Raw genomic sequence first — 20,639 nt, 5'->3', positions numbered from 1 at the left:
GCGGACGCTAACCCAGGAGGCCGGGCCCGGCCGGTGCACCGGCTGGCGTGTCGCCGCGGGAGGGATGAGCGCCGGCCGGACCCGACAGGCGCCGCAGGCCCGGCCGACTTAGCGTGACCGCGTGACCAGCCGGCTGGTGGCACCACCGGGCGGGGTCGACGCGGCGCCGCCCCCGGTGCACGCGGCCCCGCGGCTGCGTGGCGTCGACGCCCTGCGCGGGCTGGCGGTCGTCGGGATGCTCGCCGTCGACAACCGCGGGAACGACCGGATCACCCGCCAGCTGCAGCACGCCGAGTGGGACGGGCTGCACGTGGCCGACGTGGTCTTCCCCGTCTTCCTGGTCGTGGTCGGCGTCTCGATGCCGTTCTCCCGGCGGGCCACCCGGCCGCGCGACGTCCTGATCCGGGTGCTGAAGCTCGGCCTGCTGGGTTGGCTGGTGGTCACCGCGAAGTACGGCCCGGGCGCCACCGGGGCCGGCGTGCTCGGCCACATCGCCGGCGCCTACCTGCTGTGCTGGCTGCTGCTCCGGTTCCCCCGGGCGGTGCAGCCGGTCGCGGCGGTCGCCGTCCTCGCGGGGCTGACCCTGGCCACGCAGCTGGCCGGGGCGTCGCCGGCGCGGTCCTGGGGTCAGGCCGTCGACGGCGCGCTCGGCGTGCCCTTCTCCGCGGAGGCCCCCCACTCCTACATCGGCAGCGCGGTCACCGTCTTCATCGGCGTGCTGGCGGGCCGGGCGCTGCAGTCCGCCCCCGGGCGTGCCGTGCTCGCCCGGCTTGCCGGCGGGGGGACGGCGCTCCTGATCACCGGGCTGGCGCTGACCCCGCTGGCCGCGCTGAACAAGCGGCTGTGGTCGCCGTCGTTCGTGCTGGTCACCGGCGGGATCGCGGTGCTGGCGCTGGCGGCGCTGCACTGGCTGGCCGACCAGCGGGGCGTGCGCCGCCCCCTGCGGCCGGCGGAGGTGCTGGGCGCCAACGCCATCGTGGCCTTCGTCTTCTCCGAACTGGTCTTCCGGGCTGCGCTGGGCGATGCGGTGCAACCGGCCGTCGACCGCTGGGTCACCGGCCTGGTGGGGGCGACGCCCTCGGCCTGGCTCTACGCCGCCGCGTCGGTCGCGGTCATCTGGGCGGTGTGTGCGCTGCTGCTCCGCCGTGGGGTCGTCGTCCGGGTCTGACGCTGCCGGTGGGTGCTCCGCCCGGGCCGGTGCAGGCGGACGGATCCGGGGCGCCGGCCTCCGTTGACGCCGTCCTGTGACCTGGCTAACGTTCTGTGCGAGAAGAGCACTCATGTTCGCATCACGAACACACGAGTGTTCCCGCTCCGGGAGAACGGACGGCCGCGATGGAACTGCACGAGATCCTCGACCCCACCGGCGCCGGCGAGCAGGGGCAGGACACCGCCCTGGCGCCGCGCACCCGCACGCTGCGGGGCGCCACCCTCGGGCTGCTGGACAACGGCAAGCCCAATGGCGCGGCGCTCCTCGAGGAGTTCGCCCGCCAGTTGCGCGAGCGGCACGGCGTGGGCGAGGTGCTCATGTTCACCAAGCCCTACTTCGGCACGCCGGTCGAGCCGACCCAGACCCAGCGGATCCTCGAGGAGTGCGACTTCGCGATCACCGCGATCGGTGACTAGGGCTCCTGCAGCGCGGCCAGTGTGGCCGACGGGATCCTGCTGGAGCGTGCCGGCGTGCCTGCCGTCTCCATCTGCACCGACGCCTTCCGCATCACGGGGGCGGCCATGGCCAGCGGCTACGGCTTCCCCGGCTACGAGTACGTCTCGTTGCCCCATCCGGTGGCCAGCCTGACCGCCGAGCAGATCCGGGAACGGGTGACCGCCGCGCTCCCGCAGGTGCTGGAGATCCTGGGGGTGGAGGAGTGACCACGACGCTGGAGGCGATCGAGCACTGCTACGAGAAGGGCTGGACCGACGGGCTGCCCGTCGTCCCCTGCACCCAGGAGCAGCTCGACGCGTTCCTCGCCACGGTCGACCGCGACCCGGACGAGACGGTGCTCGCGATGCCGCAGATCAACCGGGCGATCACCGTCCGGCTCGCGGCCGTCAACGCGGTGATGGCCGGCTGCCGGCCGGAGTACTTCCCGGTCGTGCTCGCCGGCTGGGACGCCCTGCGCGAGGAGGGCTACGTCCGCAAGGGCATCTGGCAGAGCACCACCGGCACCGCGCCGCTGCTGCTGGTCAACGGGCCGGTGCGCGAGCAGCTCGGGCTGAACAGCAAGGGCAACGTGTTCGGCCCCGGGTTCCGGGCCAACGCGACCATCGGCCGGGCGCTGCGGCTCACCGCGCTCAACGTGCTCGGCGTCCGCCCGCACGAGCTCGACCAGGCCACCCAGGGCACTCCGGCGAAGTACACCTGCTGCATCGCCGAGAACGAGGAGGAGTCCCCCTGGGCCCCGCTGCACGTCGACGAGGGCCACGCCCCCGGTGACAGCACGGTGGCGGCGATGACGATGCGCTCCACCGTGCACATCGAGGCCCGGCACACCTCGGTGCCCGAGCAGCTGCTCACCGACATCGCCGGCACCGTGTCCCGCACCGGCGCCCTGATCCACGCCGGCATCAGCGCCTGCATCGTGCTCGGCCCCGAGCACGCCCGGCTGCTGGCCGGGCACGGCTGGAGCAAGCGGGACATCGCGCAGTTCCTCTACCAGGCCTCCTTCCGCACCCGCGCCGAACTCGACGCCGTCGGCAAGGGCGCGGTCTCCCAGGTCAGCCGCTGGCGGGTGCCGACCGGCCACCCGGACGGCGAGGTCGACACCGGTCCCGACCCGGACCGCGACGGCATCCACGCCCTGGCCTCGCCGGAGTCCGTGCTCGTGGTGGTGGCCGGGGCGTCGAACGCCGGGGTCTCCGCGGTGGTGGAGACCTTCGGCCCGCGCGGCGGACGCCCGGCCGTCGCCCGGGTGCAGCCGGCCGCGCCGGCCGGCAGCTGAGGAGAGGCGATGCCCGCAGCCACCGTCGTGACCGGCGTCGAGGAGACCCGGGCCCTGGCCGGCCGCTCGCTCGGCACCAGCTCCTGGGTGGACGTCACCGCCGAACGCGTCGACCGGTTCTGCGCCGCGACCGGCACCCGGCCGCCTGACGGCCCGGCCGGGCCGACGGTGCCCGGCCTGCTGGTGCTCTCGCTGACCACCACGATCATGCCGGAGCTGCTGGAGTCACGCGGGTTCACCCTGGCGGTCAACTACGGCTGCGACTCGGTGCGCTTCCCCGCCGCGATGCCGGTCGGCGGCCGGGTGCGCTGTACCGCCGGGGTCGACGCGGTCGACGCCGTGCCGGGCGGGGTGCAGATGGCGCTGACCCTGGTGTTCGAGGCCGACGGCCAGGCAGAACCGGTCTGCGTGGCCTCGACCCTGGTCCGGCGGTACCTGTGACCGGGCCGGTGCCTGCCGGTCGGGACGACGTCGCCTCCCGGCTCGAGGCGGTGGCCGACGCGGTCAGCGCGCTGGACCCGGGGCGGGCGGCCGTGTTCGCCGGCGAGCGGGCGGTCACCTGGGCCGGGTTCGACGAGCAGGCGGCCCGGTTGGCCGGCCACCTGGCCGCGGCCGGGGTCGGCCCCGGCGCCCGGGTCGGCATCGGGCTGCACAACTCCCCGGAGTACCTGATCGGGGTGTTCGCCGCCCTCAAGCTGCGCGCGGTGCCGGTCAACGTCAACTACCGGTACCGCGCCGCGGAACTGGCCCAGGTCCTCGAGTACGTCGCCGCCGAGGCAGTGCTGGTGGACGACGACCTGGCTGCCCCGCTGGCCGCGGTGGCCGCCCGGCTGCCCGCCCTCCGCACCGTGGTGTGGTGCGGCGCCGGTTCCCCGGCCGACGGCGCCGTCGCGTGGGAGCAGGTGCAGCGCGCGGCCCCGCTGCCCCGCGGCGAGCGCTCGCCGGACGACCAGGTCTGGCTGCTCACCGGTGGCACGACCGGGGCGCCGAAGGCCGTCGTCTGGGACTCCGCCGGGGTCTGCGCCGTCGTCGCGTCGGCGTACAAGCGGGCCGGCGTCCCGGTGCCGCAGCACCGGGCCGAGGCCGTGGCGGCCGCGGTGGCGGCGGTGCGGGAGGGCACCGCACCGGTCGTCCTCCCCGGGTCGCCGCTGATGCACGGCACCGGCTTCTTCGCCGCCCTGGGCAACCTGCTGCGCGGCGGATGCGTCGTGACCCTCACCGCTCCCTCGCTCGACCCGGCGGAGCTGTGGAGCGCCGTCCAGCGGCACGGGGTGGAGGAGCTGGCGATCGTCGGCGACGCCTTCGCCGTGCCGCTGCTCGCCGAGCTCGACCGGGCTGCCGCTGCCGGCCGGCCCTACGACCTGGGCAGCCTGCGCCGGGTGATCAGCTCCGGGGTGCGCTGGAGCCCGGAGGTCAAGCGCCGGCTGCTGGCGGCCGGCCGGATGACCCTGCAGGACACCATCGCCGCCACCGAGGGCGGCCCCTTCGGCATCGCGCTGGCCGGCCCGGACCCGGAGTCGGTCACCACCCGGTTCGCGTTGCCGGAGAACGCCCGGGTGATCAAGCCCGACGGCCGCGACGTGGTGCCGGGCTCGGGCGAGGTCGGCGAGCTCGCCGCCTGCGGTGCCCTGCCGCTGGGCTACCTGGACGCCCCGGAGCTGACCGCATCGGTGTTCCGCGTCATCGACGGCGTCCGGTACGTGGTGCCCGGGGACGCCGCGACGGTGGAGGCCGACGGCACCCTCACCCTGCTGGGCCGCGGCTCCGGGGTGATCAACACCGGCGGCGAGAAGGTCTTCGCCGAGGAGGTGGAGGCGGCCCTGCTGGCCCACCCGCTGGTGCGCGACGCCGTCGTCCTCGGGGTGCCCGACGACCGGTGGGGCAGCCGGGTCACCGCGCTCGTCGTCGCCGATCCGACGGGCGAGGAGACGGCGCGGGCGCTCACCGACCACGTCGGCAGCGTGCTGGCCGGGTACAAGCGGCCCCGGTCGGTGCTCTTCGTCGAGACGGTGCAGCGCACGCCGTCCGGGAAGGTCGACCGCTCCTGGGCCTCGCAGACCGCACGGCGGCTGACCGGCGGGGCCTCCGCCGGGCCGCGACCAGCTCAGATCGAGGAGGCACGCCGGTGAGCACGTCGGACGAGCACGGGGCGGACACGATCGGGGAGCCCGCCCGCCGCACCCCGGTCCTCGGCGAGTTCGACGTCGTCGTCATCGGCGGCGGGCCGGCCGGGCTGATGGCCGCCGCCGCGGCTGCCCGCGCCGGCCGCTCCACCCTGCTCCTGGAGCGCTACGGCTTCCTCGGCGGCGCCGGCACGGCGGGCGGGCTGAGCACCTTCTGCGGCCTGCACGCCAAGGTGCACGGCGAGCACCGGCGCGTCGTCCACGGGCTGGCCGACGAGCTGCTCGAACGGCTGGCGAAGATGGACGGGCTCTCCGAGCCGCACCTGACCATCAACGACGGCATCCTGGCGCAGGCGTTCGACATCTCCAGCTACAAGATCGCCGCCGACGAGCTGGTCGTCGGTTCCGGGGCCCGGATCCTGTTCCACGCGATGGCCGTCGGGGTCGTCATGCGCGACGCGGACACCGTCGAGGCCGTCCTGGTCGAGTCCAAGTCCGGCCGGCACGCCGTGCGGGGCCGGGTGTTCGTCGACGCCTCCGGCGACGCCGACGTGTCGGCCTGGGCCGGCGTGCCCTTCGAGAAGTCGCCCGGGCTGCTCTACCCCTCGCTGATGTTCCGGATCAACGGTGTCGACGCCGCGGCGGCGGGGGAGAAGCCGTGGCGCACCGTCGAGCGCCTGATGGACGCCGCCGAGCAGGCCGGCACCCACCGCTTCCCCCGCAAGAAGCCGATCGTCCGCCCGCAGCGCAACCCGCTGGAGTGGCGGGCCAACCTGACCCAGCTGAGCAACCCCGACGGCAGTGCGGTCGACGGCACCGACGTCGAGCAGCTCAGCCACGGGGAGCTGCAGGGCCGGCAGCAGGTGCTCGACGCCTTCACCTTCATCAAGGACAACACCCCGGGCTTCACCGACTCCTACATCGTCGACATCGCCCCGCAGATCGGGATCCGGGAGACACGGCGGGTGCTGGGGGAGCACCTGCTGACCGAGGACGACGTGCTCGACTGCGCCGACTTCCCCGACTCGATCGGGGTGAACGGCTGGCCGGTCGAGGCGCACGTGGCCGGCACGGTCGAGTTCCGCTGGCAGCGCGGCGAGGACCCCCGCGGGTACAACCAGCTCCCCTACCGGATGCTCGTGCCGCAGCGGGTGGACAACCTGCTCGTCGCCGGGCGGTGCGCGTCGATGACCCGGTTCGGGCAGTCCTCCGCGCGGGTCACCGGGCCGTGCTTCGCGATGGGCCAGGCCGCCGGCACCGCCGCCGGCCTGGCCCTCGGCGCCGGGGTCGCCGTCCGGGACGTCGCGGTCGACCAGCTCCAGCGGCAGCTGGTCCGGGACGGCGCCTTCCTGGGCGGGGAGCCGGCGTGACCGGGCTGCGCAGCGACTTCGAGCCGGGCACCACGCGGTGGGCGATGCGGCTGGCCCAGTGGACCGCGCTGGGCATCCCCGCCGAGGACATGGCCAAGCCCAAGATCGCGATCGTCAACAGCTCCTCCGGGCTGGCCAGCTGCTTCAGCCACCTCGACGGCATCGTCGGGCCGCTGAAGGAGGCGATCCGGGCGGCCGGGGGCGTGCCCTTCGAGGTCCGCACCGCCGCGTCCAGCGACGCGATCACCAGCGCCGGGGCCGCCGGGCAGTACATCCTCCCCACCCGCGACCTGATCGCCAGCGACATCGAGGTGGCGGTCGAGGGGGCCCTGCTCGACGGCATGGTCACCCTCGCCTCCTGCGACAAGACCACCCCCGGGCAGCTGATGGCGGCCGGCCGGCTGGACGTCCCGACGATCGTCGTGGCCTGCGGCTACCAGCCCAGCGGGCTGTTCCGCGGCGAGCACGTCGACTTCGAGGACGTCTTCCTCTACGCCGGGCACGTGGCCACCGGGCGGATGACGGTCGAGGACCTCGCGGAGATGGCCGGCAACGCCGTCACCGGGCCGGGCGTCTGCGCCGGGATGGGCACCGCCAACTCGATGCACATCGCCACCGAGGCGCTGGGCATGGCGCTGCCCGGCAGCACCCCGGTGCTGGCCAACAGCCCGCGGATGTGGGACACGGTGGCCGCCGCCGGCGCGCGGATCGTGGCGATGGTCACCGAGGACCTGCGGCCGCGCACCATCCTGACCCCGGGCGCCTTCCGCAACGCGGTGGCCGCCGTGCTCGCGGTCAGCGGGTCGGTGAACTGCGTCAAGCACCTGCAGGCCGTCGCGGTGGAGGCCGGCTGCGACGTCGACGTGATCGCCCTGTTCGAGGAGCTCGCCGGTCAGGTGCCGCTGCTGTCGGCGGTCAAGCCCAACGGCGACCGGCGGATCGACGAGTTCGAGGCGGCCGGCGGGGCCCAGGCGCTGCTGCACCAGCTGCGGCCCTTCCTCGACCTGGACCAGCGCACCGTGACCGGCGCGACGCTGGGGGAGGTGGGGGGGGGGGGGGGGGGGGGCCGCGCCGCCCGCCTCCCCCCCGCCCCCGCCCCGCCGGCCGCCCCCCCCCCCCCCCCGCCCCACACCAGCGCCGCGCCCCCCCCCGCCCCCCCCCCCCCCCCCCCCCCCCCCCCCCCCCCCCGACTCCGACGTCATCCGCCCGGTCGGCGACCCGCTGGCCCGCCACCCCGGGGTCATGATCGTCCGCGGGTCGCTCGCGCCGGACGGCGCGGTGGTCAAGCGGACCGTGGCCGACGACGGGATCAAGGTGTTCCGCGGCCCGGCGCGGGTGTTCCGCTCCCGCGAGGAGGGGATCGCCGCCATCCGGGGCGGCGAGGTGCAGGCCGGAGAGGTGCTCGTGCTCAGCGGGCTCGGGCTGCGCGGCTCGCCCGGGATGGCCTTCACCTCGGCGTTCGTCTTCGCCCTGGACGGCGCCGGGCTCGGCAACGAGGTGGTCGTGGTCACGGACGGGCAGATGTCCGGGCTGGTCAACAAGGGGCTGGTGGTCGCCGAGGTGGCTCCGGAGGCCGCGCTCGGCGGACCGCTGGGGCTGGTCGAGGACGGCGACGTGATCAGCGTCGACGTCGAGGCCCGCACCGTCGACCTCGAGGTGCCGCCCGAGGAGCTGGCGACCCGGCGCGAGCGGTGGGCGCCGGCCGCCGTGCCCACCGGCTGCAGCTGGCTGTCGGTGTACGCCCGCTCGGTCCAGCCGGTCAGCCGGGGTGCGACGCTGGGGACCTGAGCCGAGGCCTGTGCCGGGCCGCGGGCTCAGAGCAGCGGGTGGCCCGCCGTCCGGACCCCGGCCAGCTGCATGTCCCGCTCCAGCTGCTGCACCGCATCGGTCAGCAGGGGGAGGGCGACCGCCGCCAGCTGCTCGGGGGTGTGCCGGCTGGAGTGCGCCCCGATGTTGATCGAGGCCACCACGTCGCCGGTCGCGCCGTGCACCGGCATCGCCAACGAGGTGACGCCCTCCTCCAGCTCCTGGTCCAGCAGCGCCCAGCCCTGTTCGCGGGTGGCGAGGACCCGCTCCCGCAGCACCACCGGGTCGGTGATCGTCCGGGCGGTGCGGGGGGTCAGCTCGGTGCCGGCCAGGTAGGTGTTCAGCTGGTCGTCGGGGAGGCTGGCGAGCAGCACCCGGCCGTGCGACGTGGCGTAGGCGGGCAGCCGGCTGCCCACGGTGATGCCGCTGGCCATCACCCGGCGGCCGCCCACCCGGGCGACGTAGACGACGTCGGGCCCGTCGAGCACCGCCATGCTGGTGGTCTCCTGGATCCCGCGGGAGAGCTCGCTCAGGTAGGGCATCGCCAGCTCGGGCAGCCGCAGCATGGACAGGTAGGTGAACCCGAGCTCCAGCACCCGGGGGCGCAGCCGGAAGCGGCGGTCGTCGACGGCCACGTAGTCCAGGTCGACCAGGGTGAGCAGGAACCGCCGCGCGGCGGCGCGGGTCATCCCGGTGCGGCGGGCGATGTCGCTGAGGGTCAGCTCCGGCTCGTCGGCGGAGAACGCCTTGATGACGGAGAAGCCGCGCTCCAGCGACTGCACGAACCAGTCGCCCCGCGGGGCCTCCGGGGCGGCCTGGTCCACGGCGCCGTCCGCCGTGTCCTCCGCTGCGCCGTCCATCCCGATCCCGTCCCCGCTCCTGCGTCGTGGTGCCCACCCCGGGCGGCGAGGCCGGGCTGCCGCCCGTTCCCGTTCCGGGACGCTACCCGGTGGTCCGCAGGACGGTCAGCTCACCGCGGTCGGCGTCCACCCGCACCCAGTCGCCGGTGCGCACCGTCGTGAGCGGGTCGCCGTCGAGGTCGGTGAGCGCGGGCACCCGGGTGACCACCACGCCCAGCGCGATCTTGGTGTTCATGGTGGTGAAGACCATCGCGGCCGGCGCGGTGCCCATCAGCCGGGACATGTGGAACATGCCCGACCATCCCGAGGAGCCCTTGGCGCCGGGGAAGACCAGCACCTTGCCGGCGAAGGACTGCCCCACGAGCTCGTGCCGCAGCTCGATGACCCGGCCCCGGCGGGGTTCGACCCCACCCCAGCCGGACAGCGCCTCGGTGGTGACCAGCGCCTCGCCCTCGGCGACGCCGCCCACCAGGCCGCGGCCGCGCAGGGTCGTCATCGCAGGGCTCCCTGCCAGGTGCCGGTGACGGCGGCGTCGACGCAGTCGCGCAGCGTGCCGAACCAGCCCTGCACGTCCATGATCGCCGGCAGGTAGTGCACCTGCTTGGCCGAGTCGGTGGCGATCACCCGGGTGCCGGCGGGGAGGAACTGGCCGATCGCCGGGCAGGTGTCGCTCATCAGCCGGGCGCCGGCGGCCTCGAGCGCGCGGGCGTAGCCGTTCTGCTCCGCCACCTCGCGCAGCGCCCGCGGCGTGAACACCCACAGCTCGCTGTCGGCGTGCACCCGCCGGCCCTCCAGCAGCCGGACGACGTCCCGGATCTGGCCCAGCGTGGCGTGCGGGCAGCCGATCATCACCAGGTCGACGTGCTCGTCGCGGCCGGTGGAGTTGAGGTGCTCGTAGGTGCGCCGGCGCTCCGCCGAGGTGTAGGCGAGCCGCTCGGCGGGCGGCGCGCCGGCGAACGCCTCCTCGACCGTGCGCGCCTCGGCCGTGATGCCGGGGACGTGGTAGAGCTCGACCCCGCCGGAGGAGGCCGCCGCCGCGCCGAAGTGCTTGAGCTTGACCAGGTCCGGGGTGGCGGTGATGCCGTCGAGCACCGGCACGCCCTCGGCGACCTGCTCGCCGATCCAGTAGCCGAGCAGGCCCCAGTCGAGCGTGTCGACGACGGGGACGCCGACGTCGACCAGGTGGCTGCCGAACCGGTTCTCCGGCAGGTGGTAGCCCCAGTAGGGGATCTTGCCGGTGAGCATGGCGGCGCCGGTGCTCTCCCGGCCCTCCACGTTGGTCCGTGCCCCGAGCACCGAGTTGACGTAGACCACCGCCGACGACTCCATCCAGGCGCAGTGCTCGCCCTTCATCGGCACGTTCCCCACCTGGTAGGGCGTGCAGGTGTTCATCAGGTGGATGCCGTGCTCGGCGCTGTAGGCCTCGCTGGCCAGCACGGCGTCCCGCTCCTCCGGGGAGACGCCCTGCACCTCCCAGTTGCGGGTGTCCATCGGGCCGATGAGCTGGTAGCTCTGCGCCCGAACCGCGGGGATCGGCAGCGGGACCGGGGAGTCCAGGCTGTGCTCGGCGAACGCGGCGTCCGGCCCGGGGGAGCCGCACACCATCGTGTGCCGGGACCCGAACAGGTTGGCGCCGCACACGTTGTCGGTGTCGACCAGCCGCTCGGCGCCCAGCACCTCCCCGTACCGGACCAGCAGGTCCATCGCGGCGGCCACCGCTTCGCCCTGGTCGCCGTCGAGCATCGCCCGCTCGTCGGGGGCCAGCCTCATGCGCCCTCCTCCTGGCCGAGCCACGCGCCGTCCTTCTCCAGGCGCCGCTGCAGCTCGGCGACGTCGACGTCGCCGGCGGCGACGCCCGCGCCGAGGGCGAGGTCGGCGGCCACGCCGGCGGCCTGGCCCATGGCGAAGCAGGGGCCGGTGACCCGGGCGCTGGACTGCCCCTCGTGGGTCATCGACGCGCAGCGCCCGGCGACGTAGGTGTTGGTGAGCACCTGCGGCACGAGCATCCGGAAGGGCAGTTGGTTGTAGCCGCGGTTGTCCTCGCCGCGCTGCCAGCGGATGTCCACGTCGCCGGCGACGTGCGCCTCGACCGGCCAGCCGTTCACGCCGATGGAGTCGGCGAAGTCGGCGCAGTCGAGGATGTCGTCCTCGGACAGCTGGTAGGCGCCGACGATCCGGCGGGTCTCCCGGATGCCGATCGACGGCGCGATGTCGACGACGTAGGACTCCGCGAAGCCGGGCACCGACTCCTGGAAGAACGGGAAGACGTCGCGCACCTGCCGGCGGCCCTGCAGCTCGCCGGCAGACAGCTGGCGCAGGTCGGTGCCGTCGATCGCGCTGCCGTCGGGGTTGCTCAGCTGGGTCAGGTTGGCCCGCCACTCGAGCGGGTTGCGCTGCGGCCGGACGATCGGGCGCTTGCGGGGGAACCGGTAGCGACCGGCCTGCTCGGCCTCCTCCATCAGCCCGGGGATCTGCCGCTGGGCGGCCACCGCGGCGTCGGCGTCCACGCCGTTCACCCGGAACATCAGCGAGGGGTAGAGCATGCCGTGCGCCGGGTCGGTCTTCTCGTACGGCGCCCCGGCCCAGGCGGCGACGTCGCCGTCGCCGGAGCAGTCGATGAACACCTCGCCGGTGATCGCGCCGCGGCCGGACTTCGACTCGACCAGCAGGGCACCGACGGTGTGCTCGTCGCTCATCAGCACCCCGACGCCAAGGGCGTGGAAGAGCACGTCGACGCCGGACTCCACCAGGACGTCGTCCAACGCGATCTTGTAGGCGGAGATGTCGTAGGCCTGCGCCAGGATCCGGTCGGCGAAACTCAGGTGCGGCGGGTTCAGCCCGCCCAGCCGGTCGACCCGCTCGAGCACCTCGTCGGCCAGTCCGTGCACCACCTGTCTGTGCTCGCCGTGCACGTTGGCGTGCAGCCCGCAGAACGTGCTCAGCCCACCGCCGCTGCCCGCGCCGCCGGCGTAGCCGTACCGCTCCACGAGCACGGTGGAGCGGCCGGCGCGGGCCGCGGCGGCCGCCGCGGTCACCCCGGCCGGGCCGCCACCGACGACGACGACCTCGTAGGCGCCGAGCACCGGGGTGCGGCGCCTGGGCTCGTCCAGCCAGGTGGGTGGTGCGCTCACGGGGTGCTCGTCTCTCGGGGGTGCGGGGGTGGGGTCAGCACGGCCCCGGCGGCGACCGGGGAGACGAGCTGGCGGTAGATGGACAGCCAGCCGGTGTCCGGCTGCACCTGGGTGCGGTCGGCCCAGGCCGCGGACCGGCGGGTCAGCTCGTCGGCGGGCACCTCCAGGTCGACGCGGCGGTGCACCAGGTCGATGACGATCGGGTCGCCGTCCTCCACCAGGGCCAGCGGCCCGCCGACGGCGGCCTCCGGGGAGACCTCCCCGACCACGGTGCCGGTGTTGACCAGGCCGGACATCTGGCCGTCGGTGACCAGCGCGACGCTGTCGCCGAGCCCGGCGCCGTCCAGGGCGAAGACCAGCGCCGACCCCAGGGCCATGCCGGGGCCGCCGACCGGGCCGAGCCCGCCGAGCACGACCACGTGCCCGGGCCGGATCTCCCCGGCGGACAGCCCGGCCAGGGCCTCGTCCCGGGTGCCGTAGCAGAGCGCGGTGCCGCGGAAGACCTGCTCGCCGGTGTCGTGCACCGGCCGCTTGACCACGGCGCCGCCGGGGGCCAGCGAGCCGTGCACGATCACGATGCTCGGCCGGTCCCCGAAGGGCCGGTCCACCGGCCGGACGACCTCGGGGTCGGTCACGGTGACCCCGGCCAGCGCGTCGCCGAGGGTGCCCCCGGCGACGGTGCGGGCCGAGAGGTCGAGCAGGTCCCCGAGCTGGCGCATCACCGCCCGGGCACCCCCGGCCGCCTCGAGGTCCTCGATGGAGTCAGGCCCGTTGGGCCGCACCGAGCACAGCAGCGGCACCCGGTCGGCCAGCTCGGCGAACAGCCCGGGCACGTCGACGTCGCAGCCGGCCTCGTGCGCGATCGCCTGCAGGTGCTTGATGCTGTTGACCGACGCGCTGGTCGCCAGCATCACGGTCACCGCGTTGGCGAAGGCCGCCGGGGTGAGCACCTCCCGAGGCCGGAGCCCCTCGGTGACCAGCTCGACGATCCGGGCCCCGGCCCGGCGCACGCCGTCCCACATCGCCGGGCTGTTGGCGAGCACCGGGGTGGTGCCGGGCAGCGCGATGCCGAGCGCCTCGCACGCCATGTGCATGGAGTTCGCCGTGCCCATGCCGGCGCAGACACCGGGGCCGCGGATGGCGTTCTCGCTCATCCCGGTGAGGTGGTCCAGGGTCATCCGGCCGGCCGCGACGTGCCCTGCGGCGAGGAACACCTCCTCGATGTCGACGTGCTCCCCGTCGTACCGCCCGCTGGGCTGGTAGCCGCAGCCGACGATGATCGTCGGGACGTCCAGCCGGGCGGCGGCCATCACCTGCCCGGGTGCGGTCTTGTCGCAGGAGGCGAGGCAGACCATGCCGTCGAGCTGGGCGCCCTCGACGGCCACCTCGATGTCGTTCACGATCAGGTCGCGGCTGGGCAGGATGTAGCGCCCGTCGCGCCCGGCGCTGGTGATGAAGTCGCTCGGGGCCGCGGTGCGCACCTCGAACGGGAGCCCGCCGGCGGCCCGGATGGCCTCCTCCATCGGCCCGACGACGTCGTCGAGGTGGCTGAAGCAGATGGCCAGCTTCGACGAGGAGTTGACGATGGCGATCTTGGGCTTCGTCATGTCCTCGTCGGAGATGCCCAGCGCCCGCCACTGCGCCCGGCGGACAGCCCAGCGCGAGCTGCCCACCTGCAGGTTGCTGCGCAGCGGAGCACGGGTCACTGCTTGGCCACCGAGTCGTGCCAGGGGATGACCAGCCGCTTGGTGGTGGTGACGGCGAGGTAGAGCAGCGAGCCCATCAGGGCGAGCAGGACGATGACGGCGAACAGCTGGGGGGCGTTGAGCGCGTTGAGGCTGGAGACCACCAGGTGGCCCAGCCCCTCGCTGCCCCCGAGGTACTCACCGACGATGGCACCGATGACGGCGAAGACGATGCCGACCTCTGCCCCCGCGAAGACGTAGGGCAGCGTGCTGGGCAGCTCCAGGCTCTTGAAGGTGGCCCAGCGGCTGGCGCCGAGGCCGCGCATGACGTCGCGGTGACCGCGGTCCACGGAGCGGACGCCGAGCATCACGTTGAGCATGATCGGGAAGAACGCCAGGATCGCAGCCATGATGATCTTGGAGGTCATGCCGAAGCCGAACCAGATGACGAAGATCGGGATGAAGGCGACCTTCGGCACGACCTGCAGCGCGACCAGCGCCGGCTGGACGGCCCTCTCCAGCCACAGGACGCGGCCGAGGACGGCGCCGACGGCCATGCCGACGACCAGGGCGATGCCGAAGCCGATGAGGACCTCGGCCAGGGTGATCCAGATGTCGCGGTAGACCGAGCTGCTGGACAGCAGGTCGACCAGGGAGTTCCAGACGGCCAGCGGCGCGGGCAGGATGAACTCGGAGACCCCGACGACGCTGACGGCGAACTGCCAGCTGCCGATGAGCAGGATCAGCATGATCGGGGTGCTGATCCAGGGCAGGGCCTTCATCAGCTTCTCGCGGTCGCCGGACCCCGCGCGTCGCCCGCTCGTGGTCGTGTCGTTGCGTACGCCGTTCTCGACTGCGGTCATCAGTCCTCCTCGTCCAGCTCGGTGCGCAGCGTGCGGACGACGTCCTGGAACTCGGTGGACGTCTCGGTCTCCAGGGAGCGGGGACGGGCCAGGCCGACGGGGGTGATGGAGCGGATCCGCCCGGGCCGGGGGGAGAGCAGCACCACGCGGTCGGCGAGGAACACCGCCTCGGGGATCGAGTGGGTCACGAAGACCACGGTCGCGCCGGCCTGGGCGTGGATGTTCTGCAGCTCCAGGTTCATCTTGTCCCGGGTCAGCGCGTCCAGGGCGCCGAAGGGCTCGTCCATCAGCAGGATCGTCGGGTCGTAGCTCAGCGCCCGCGCGATCGCGGCGCGCTGTCGCATGCCGCCGGAGAGCTCCCGGGGGTAGGCCTTCTCGAAGCCGGGGAGGCCGACGAGCTCGGCGAGCTCGCTGGCCCGGGCGAGGCGCTGCTTCTTCCCCATGCCGCGCAGCTTCAGCGGCAGCGAGATGTTCTCCGCCACCGTGTACCAGGGGAAGAGGTTGGCGTCCTGGAACACCAGGCCGAACTGCTTGAAGGCCTCGTCGTTGCGCTTGCTGCCCCGCCAGATCGGCGCCCCGTCGGCCTCGACCTCGCCGGAGGTAGGCGGCAGCAGTCCGGACAGGATCCGCAGCAGGGTGGTCTTCCCGCAGCCGGAGCGGCCGACCAGGGAGATGAACTCACCCCGGGCGATGGTCAGGTTCACGTTGCTGAGCGCGTGCACCTCGCCCTGCCGGGCCTGGTAGGTCTTGTCCACGTTGGTCAGCCGCAGCTGCGGGGGCGCTCCATCCCCCACCGGCGCCGCGGTGGGCGCCGGGGCCCCGGCGCCCCGTCCGGGTGCGCCGGGCGGCGGGGGCGGGGTCGACCTCGACCCGGTGGTCCGCGGGTCGGTCGCGGGGTGGTGGGTCACCCCGGCGTTGGTGCCCGGAGCGGTCTCGGGCGGGACGTCGGCCGTGGCGGCGGGCGGGGGCGTGGTGCCGGGCAGTCGCATCAGTTGCCCCCGGGGAGGAACTCGTTGGTGAACCACTCGGAGGGGTCCAGGCCGTCGTCCTGGATGAACCCGCCGTCCACCATCTCCTGGTAGACGGCCTCCCACTGGTCGGCCACGACCGCGCCGAGTTCGTCCTCGCCGGCTGCCGTCCAGGACTCGACGTAGGTCGACATGCTCTCCCGGGCCACCTCGGGGGTGCCCAGCGCAGGGATGTCGTAGGCCGAGAGGCACTCGAACGTCTCGGCGAAGCCGTTCGCCTCATCCTCGATGATGAACTGCAGCGTCTCGTCGATCGCCGCGAGGTACCGGCGCAGCTGCTCCTGCTTCGCCGGGTCCTCGCTCTGCTCCTGCGAGGTCACGTAGACCTGGCCGCCGCTGGAGATGGCGTCGTTCGGGGCGTAGACGACCGCGTCGGGCTGTTGCTGCTCCAGCTGCACGGCGGTGTCCAGCGAGACGATGTAGCCCCCGATCCGGCCGGAGGAGACGAGGTCGAACACACCCGGGGCCAGCCCGACCACCTGGGTCGGGACGTCCTCCGGCGCGATCCCGGCCGAGGCCGCGACCAGCTCGAGCAGGATCTGGCTGGTGCCGCCCTCCGACGGGGTGCCCATCAGCCGGCCCTCGAGGTCCTCGGCGGTCTCCAGCGGGTCGCTCTCGGCGGAGATGAACCGGATGGTGCCCTGCTTGGTGGGCTGCCCGACGGCGACCAGCGGTGCGCCGCGCTCAGCGACGGCCAGCTGGGTCTCCAGGTCACCGACCCGGGTGATCAGCGCCGACCCGGCGAGCACCGTCTGGATCGCCTGGGCGGAGCCCTGGGTGGTCTCGAAGCTGACCTCCAGGCCCTGGTCCTCGAAGTAGCCGCACTCGGTGGCGACGAGCTCCGGGGCGAAGGAGAGGCTGGCCAGCGGCAGGATGTTCAGGAACGTCACCTGCTCGACGCCGCCGCCGCCGCCGCCGCCGTCGCCGCCGGACACGGATCCGGCGTCGGACCCCTCGGCGTCGCTCCCACCGCATGCGGCCAGGAGCAGTGCGGCGAGGCCGAGGGCGAGGGGTGCGCGGGCGGCGCGCACCAGGGGACGGGGTGAGGTGCGGCGACTGCTCATGGACGGTCTCCTCGTGAGGCGGTGGACGCGGGGCGGGGGAGGGGCTCATCGGGCACGGGGTGGTCCGCGGCGCCGGAACGGCCGTCGCGCGCGGGGCCCGGGCGGTGCTGCAGAGCGCTCACGCTGCTCTCCCGGTGGCTCGACGGCGACGTCCCGAGGCGGCGGTGCCAGGAGGACGGTGTTCGTTATCCGTACAACCGTGCTGTTGCCGTACATGTTATCGGGGTCACATCTCGCCATGTCAATGCCGGACGGCGCGCTTCCGGAGCGCACGCGGACGAGCACCCCGGGAGCAGGGCGCCGTGTGGTGGGTGGGAGCGCAGCGGGCTGGACCCGGGCGCGGGTACCGGCGGCCCGGGGGCCCTGCGTGGGGAGCTAGGCGGAGGTGCGGCCGTCGCCGGCGCGGTGCGCGCGGATGACGACGGTGGTGCCCTCGGGGCCAGGGGTGGCGGTGATGTCGGCGAAGGCGCTCATCAGCATCCCGCCGCGGCCGCGGTCCATGCTGGGGACCCGCTCACGCCACTGCCCGTAGTCGCGCACGGTGATGACCACCGCGTCCGCGCCGGCCTCGGCGGTGACGTCGAAGTAGGGCTCGCTGGGGTCCTGGGCGTGCTCGATCGCGTTGGTCGCGGCCTCGCAGGCGGCGAGCGTCAGGTCGTAGGCCTGGTCCTCGTCGAGCTCCGCCGCGGCGAGGAACCGGCGCAGCGCCCGGCGCAGCCCGGCGATCGACTGCGGCACGGAGGGGAACCGCCAGCGCTCCCGGGAGACGCCGTCGGCGGTCGGGGGCGGCGGAGGGGTGGGGACGTGCACGGTGGGTCGGCGGCTGGCCGGGACCAGCGACCGCACGTCCGGGGCGGGGGACGCGGTCGCGGCCGCCGGGGGCGGCGGCGCCGGGCGGCTGCGGCCGGCGCGCTCCACCGCGACCCGGACCCGGTGCACCAGCTCGGCACCCTGGAACGGCTTGGCGAGGTGGTCGTCGGCGCCGGCGGCCAGGCCCTCCACCGCGGCCTCCTGCCCGGCCCGGGCGGTCAGCATGATCACCGGGATCGACCGGGTGTCCGGATCGGCCTTCAACCGGCGGAGGAGCTCGAACCCGTCGACCCGCGGCATCATCACGTCGGTGACCACCACGTCCGGCCGGTGCTCGGCGACGCTGCGCAGCGCCTCCTCGCCGTCGGCGCAGGTGCGCACCGCCCAGATCGGGGAGAGCAGGCGGATCAGGTAGCTGCGCATGTCGGCGTTGTCGTCGACGACCAGCACCGTCGCCGTCGCGCCCGGCGGTGCGACCGGGTCCGGCAGGACCGCGACGTCCTGCTCCCAGCCGGCCGCGGTGCCGCGGGCGGCCTCGGAGGGGGCCGGCGGGGTGTCGCCGTCCGGCGCGGCGTCGGGGGAGCCGAAGGGCACGGTGACGGTGAACGTGCTGCCCACGCCGGGCTCGCTGGCCACGCTGACCGAGCCGCCGTGCAGGGCCACCAGCTCGCGGACCAGTGCCAGGCCGATGCCGGTGCCCTCCCGGGTCCGCGCCGCGGAGCCCTGCACCCGGTGGAAGCGGTCGAAGACCAGCGGCAGCTCCGCGGCGGGGATGCCGATGCCGGTGTCGCGGACGGTGAGCACCACGTCGTCGCCCGCCGCCCGCAGGGTGACCGCGATGCGGCCGACGAAGGTGTACTTCACCGCGTTGGAGAGCAGGTTGAGCACCACCTTCTCCCACATCCGCGGGTCGACGAAGGCCGGGCGCGGCAGCGGGGGGCAGTCGACGGAGAGTTCCAGGCCGGCCCGCTCGGCGGCCGCGCGCAGCACCCCGGCGAGCTCCGCGGTGAACGCCGCGACGTCGGTCTCCACCCGGACCGCGGCGGCGCGGCCGGCCTCGATGGCCGCGACGTCCATCAGGTCGTTGACCAGGCGCTGCAGCCGCTGCCCGTTCCGCAGGGCGAGGGCCAGCTGGTCGCGGGCGCTCTCCGGCAGCGCGGCGCCCGGGTCGGCCAGGACGTCGCTGATCGGGCCCAGCAGCAGGGTCAGCGGGGTGCGCAGCTCGTGGCTGACGTCGGAGAAGAAGGCGGTCTTGGCCCGGTCCAGCTCGGCCAGCGCCTCCGCCCGCCGCCGCTCGGCCTCGAAGGCCCGGGCGTTGCCCAGCGCGGTGGCCACCTGGCCGGCGGCCAGCTCCAGGAAGGTGCGGTACTCCCCGTCCAGCGCGAGATTGGGGCTCACCCCGGCGACGAGCTCCCCGACGAGATCACCGCCCGGTGCGGTCAGCGGCAGCACCACGGCGGCGGTGACCGGGTCGGACCAGGCGCCACCGCGCAGACCGAGCTCGGCGACCGGCCCGGGGAGCGCGGCCGGGCCGGTGGCCTCCGCCGGCAGCAGCTCCGGCGGGCAGCCGGTCACCGCGGCGCGCTGGAGACCCCCGTCGGTGTAGCGGTAGACCGCGGCGAACGGCAGGTCCAGCGGGTCACTGCCCAGGGTGGCGCTCAGCGCGGCGAGGAGCTGCTCCTCGTCGGCCAGGGAGGCGCCGGTGGTCGACAGGTCGTGCAGCAGGCGCTGCCGGCGCTCCCCGAGCACCTCACCGGTGACCTCCGTGCACACCCCGAGCATGCCGCCGACCGAACCGTCGTCCTCGAAGGCCGGTGCGTGCGAGACGGTGAAGTAGGTCTCCTCGCGGTAGCCGGCGCGCTCGAGCAGCAGCGGCAGCCGGGGCAGCCAGGAGGCCTCGCGGGTGGCGATCGCGTGGTCGACCGGACCGGCGAGCGCGGCCCAGCCCTCGGCGAGGGTGACCCGGATGTCCTCGCCGATCGCCGGGTGCTTGGCACCGATGAACGGCGCGTAGGCGTCGTTGTAGAACTGCGTGTACTCCGGCCCCCAGGTCAGCACCATCGGGTAGCGGGAGGCGAGGACGGTGCGCACCGCGTAGCGCAGGCCCGCCGACCAGGAGCTGACGGCGCCCACCGGGGTGGCCGACCAGTCCAGGGCGGACATCAGCCGGCCGGCCTCGCCGCCGCCGGTGAAGAGGTCGTCCACCGCGCCGGACGAGGGGTCAGGGGTCACCGTGCAACCTCCTGAGCTCTGCCGGCACGACGGGGAGCGCCGCGCGCCCCGGAACGGCAGCCGAGCGTGCGCACCCAGCCACCGTGGGCAAACTACCTGCCAGCGGCCGGGGCCGGGTGGTCGAGGCGGTCGGCCCGGCCTGCGGGACCGGGTGGGTCACGGGTTGGATGGGGGCAGTCCCCGCCGGGACGACCCGGCGCTGAACCCCGAGGAGACCCCGTGGCAGAACTGACCCGCCCCGACGTCGAGCCGCCCACCGGTCCGGCCCCCGACGACCTGGTGATCGAGGACCTCGTCGTCGGCGACGGCCCGGAGGCCACCGCCGGCAGCCTGGTGAGCGCCCACTACGTCGGCGTCACCCACGACGGCGGCGAGCAGTTCGACGCCTCTTGGGACCGCGGCGACCCGCTGGAGTTCCGCCTGGGCGTCGGCATGGTCATCCAGGGCTGGGACGAGGGCATGCAGGGCATGAAGGTCGGCGGCCGCCGCCGGCTGACCATCCCCCCGCAGAAGGCCTACGGCGACCGGGGCGCCGGCGGCGTGATCAAGCCCGGCGCCACGCTGGTCTTCGTCGTCGACCTCGTCGGCGTCCGCTAGTTGTTCTGACCACGGACGTTGGTGACGGCGTCTGGTGACAAGAGGAAGACCTCCGAGTGAGGTGTGGAGCTGTCTAGGAACCGCTCCTCAACCCGGAGGCCTTCGTGTCCCACGCTAATGCCCTGCTG

General features: G+C 74.4%; 16 protein-coding genes and 2 pseudogenes. 9 read left to right on the top strand and 9 right to left on the bottom strand.

Annotated features, from left to right (window positions below; translation table 11 throughout):
- Positions 1-121 precede the first annotated feature (121 nt).
- The 8 genes and pseudogenes from ACI783_RS17980 to ACI783_RS17945 all read left to right on the top strand — a co-directional run bounded on the left by ACI783_RS17980 (position 122) and on the right by ACI783_RS17945 (position 8,223).
- Complete coding sequence (locus tag ACI783_RS17980) at positions 122-1,168, top strand: heparan-alpha-glucosaminide N-acetyltransferase domain-containing protein (protein WP_457141713.1); 1,047 nt, start codon at positions 122-124, stop codon at positions 1,166-1,168.
- Between the two features lie 167 nt (positions 1,169-1,335).
- Positions 1,336-1,872: pseudogene (locus ACI783_RS17975) on the top strand (UGSC family (seleno)protein).
- Positions 1,869-2,942, top strand: a complete 1,074-nt coding sequence (locus tag ACI783_RS17970) for a hypothetical protein (protein ID WP_457141712.1) — start codon at positions 1,869-1,871, stop codon at positions 2,940-2,942. Before ACI783_RS17975 ends, ACI783_RS17970 begins: the two are co-directional and overlap by 4 nt.
- Before the next feature lie 9 nt (positions 2,943-2,951).
- Positions 2,952-3,383 (top strand): dehydratase, encoded by a 432-nt coding sequence (locus ACI783_RS17965; RefSeq protein ID WP_457141711.1) that lies wholly within the window; start codon positions 2,952-2,954, stop codon positions 3,381-3,383.
- 8 nt (positions 3,384-3,391) lie between these two features.
- Positions 3,392-5,071, top strand: a complete 1,680-nt coding sequence (locus ACI783_RS17960) for an AMP-binding protein (protein ID WP_457141710.1) — start codon at positions 3,392-3,394, stop codon at positions 5,069-5,071.
- Positions 5,068-6,435, top strand: a complete 1,368-nt coding sequence (locus ACI783_RS17955; protein ID WP_457141709.1) for an FAD-dependent oxidoreductase — start codon at positions 5,068-5,070, stop codon at positions 6,433-6,435. Before ACI783_RS17960 ends, ACI783_RS17955 begins: the two co-directional genes overlap by 4 nt.
- A gap of 44 nt (positions 6,436-6,479) precedes the next feature.
- Positions 6,480-7,418 (top strand): annotated as a pseudogene (locus ACI783_RS17950) (dihydroxy-acid dehydratase domain-containing protein); the annotation flags it as partial.
- A gap of 217 nt (positions 7,419-7,635) precedes the next feature.
- Positions 7,636-8,223, top strand: a complete 588-nt coding sequence (locus ACI783_RS17945; RefSeq protein ID WP_457141720.1) for a hypothetical protein — start codon at positions 7,636-7,638, stop codon at positions 8,221-8,223.
- 26 nt (positions 8,224-8,249) lie between these two features.
- On the opposite strand, the gene ACI783_RS17940 is transcribed toward ACI783_RS17945, so the two are convergent.
- The 9 genes from ACI783_RS17940 to ACI783_RS17900 all read right to left on the bottom strand — a co-directional run bounded on the left by ACI783_RS17940 (position 8,250) and on the right by ACI783_RS17900 (position 19,914).
- Positions 8,250-9,101 carry an IclR family transcriptional regulator domain-containing protein gene (locus tag ACI783_RS17940; protein WP_457141708.1) on the bottom strand — a complete coding sequence of 284 codons (852 nt, stop codon included), beginning with the start codon at positions 9,099-9,101 and terminating at the stop codon, positions 8,250-8,252.
- Between the two features lie 82 nt (positions 9,102-9,183).
- Positions 9,184-9,597, bottom strand: a complete 414-nt coding sequence (locus ACI783_RS17935) for an aconitase X swivel domain-containing protein (protein WP_457141707.1) — start codon at positions 9,595-9,597, stop codon at positions 9,184-9,186.
- The gene (locus ACI783_RS17930; protein ID WP_457141706.1) at positions 9,594-10,871 is read right to left on the bottom strand and encodes an aconitase X; all 1,278 of its coding nucleotides are present in this window, start codon (positions 10,869-10,871) and stop codon (positions 9,594-9,596) included. Before ACI783_RS17930 ends, ACI783_RS17935 begins: the two co-directional genes overlap by 4 nt.
- Positions 10,868-12,232, bottom strand: a complete 1,365-nt coding sequence (locus ACI783_RS17925; RefSeq protein WP_457141705.1) for an FAD-dependent oxidoreductase — start codon at positions 12,230-12,232, stop codon at positions 10,868-10,870. Before ACI783_RS17925 ends, ACI783_RS17930 begins: the two co-directional genes overlap by 4 nt.
- Complete coding sequence (ilvD, locus tag ACI783_RS17920) at positions 12,229-13,938, bottom strand: dihydroxy-acid dehydratase (RefSeq protein ID WP_457141704.1); 1,710 nt, start codon at positions 13,936-13,938, stop codon at positions 12,229-12,231. The genes ACI783_RS17925 and ilvD overlap by 4 nt, the downstream gene beginning before the upstream one ends.
- Positions 13,935-14,780 (bottom strand): ABC transporter permease, encoded by an 846-nt coding sequence (locus ACI783_RS17915; protein ID WP_457141703.1) that lies wholly within the window; start codon positions 14,778-14,780, stop codon positions 13,935-13,937. The genes ilvD and ACI783_RS17915 overlap by 4 nt, the downstream gene beginning before the upstream one ends.
- Positions 14,780-15,574: an ABC transporter ATP-binding protein gene (locus ACI783_RS17910; protein WP_457141702.1), complete on the bottom strand. Its 795-nt coding sequence runs from the start codon at positions 15,572-15,574 to the stop codon at positions 14,780-14,782. Before ACI783_RS17910 ends, ACI783_RS17915 begins: the two co-directional genes overlap by 1 nt.
- A 194-nt stretch (positions 15,575-15,768) precedes the next feature.
- Positions 15,769-16,872: an ABC transporter substrate-binding protein gene (locus ACI783_RS17905; protein WP_457141701.1), complete on the bottom strand. Its 1,104-nt coding sequence runs from the start codon at positions 16,870-16,872 to the stop codon at positions 15,769-15,771.
- A 375-nt stretch (positions 16,873-17,247) separates the two neighbouring features.
- A complete protein-coding gene (locus tag ACI783_RS17900; protein WP_457141700.1) occupies positions 17,248-19,914 on the bottom strand; it encodes an ATP-binding protein in 2,667 nt (888 codons plus the stop codon).
- Between the two features lie 219 nt (positions 19,915-20,133).
- Here ACI783_RS17900 and ACI783_RS17895 point away from each other — a divergent pair, with 219 nt between their 5' ends.
- The gene (locus ACI783_RS17895) at positions 20,134-20,511 is read left to right on the top strand and encodes an FKBP-type peptidyl-prolyl cis-trans isomerase (protein ID WP_457141699.1); all 378 of its coding nucleotides are present in this window, start codon (positions 20,134-20,136) and stop codon (positions 20,509-20,511) included.
- Positions 20,512-20,639 lie beyond the last annotated feature (128 nt).

This window comes from Modestobacter sp. SYSU DS0511 (assembly GCF_054050755.1).
This window is presented reverse-complemented; position numbering and strand designations above follow the sequence as displayed.

Coding starts and splice junctions, on each gene's coding strand:
- ACI783_RS17930 (WP_457141706.1), bottom strand. CDS start 10,871: ATGAGGCTGGCCCCCGACGAGCGGGCGATGCTCGACGGCGACCAGGGC.
- ACI783_RS17940 (WP_457141708.1), bottom strand. CDS start 9,101: ATGGACGGCGCAGCGGAGGACACGGCGGACGGCGCCGTGGACCAGGCC.
- ACI783_RS17905 (WP_457141701.1), bottom strand. CDS start 16,872: ATGAGCAGTCGCCGCACCTCACCCCGTCCCCTGGTGCGCGCCGCCCGC.
- ACI783_RS17935 (WP_457141707.1), bottom strand. CDS start 9,597: ATGACGACCCTGCGCGGCCGCGGCCTGGTGGGCGGCGTCGCCGAGGGC.
- ACI783_RS17915 (WP_457141703.1), bottom strand. CDS start 14,780: ATGACCGCAGTCGAGAACGGCGTACGCAACGACACGACCACGAGCGGG.
- ACI783_RS17965 (WP_457141711.1), top strand. CDS start 2,952: ATGCCCGCAGCCACCGTCGTGACCGGCGTCGAGGAGACCCGGGCCCTG.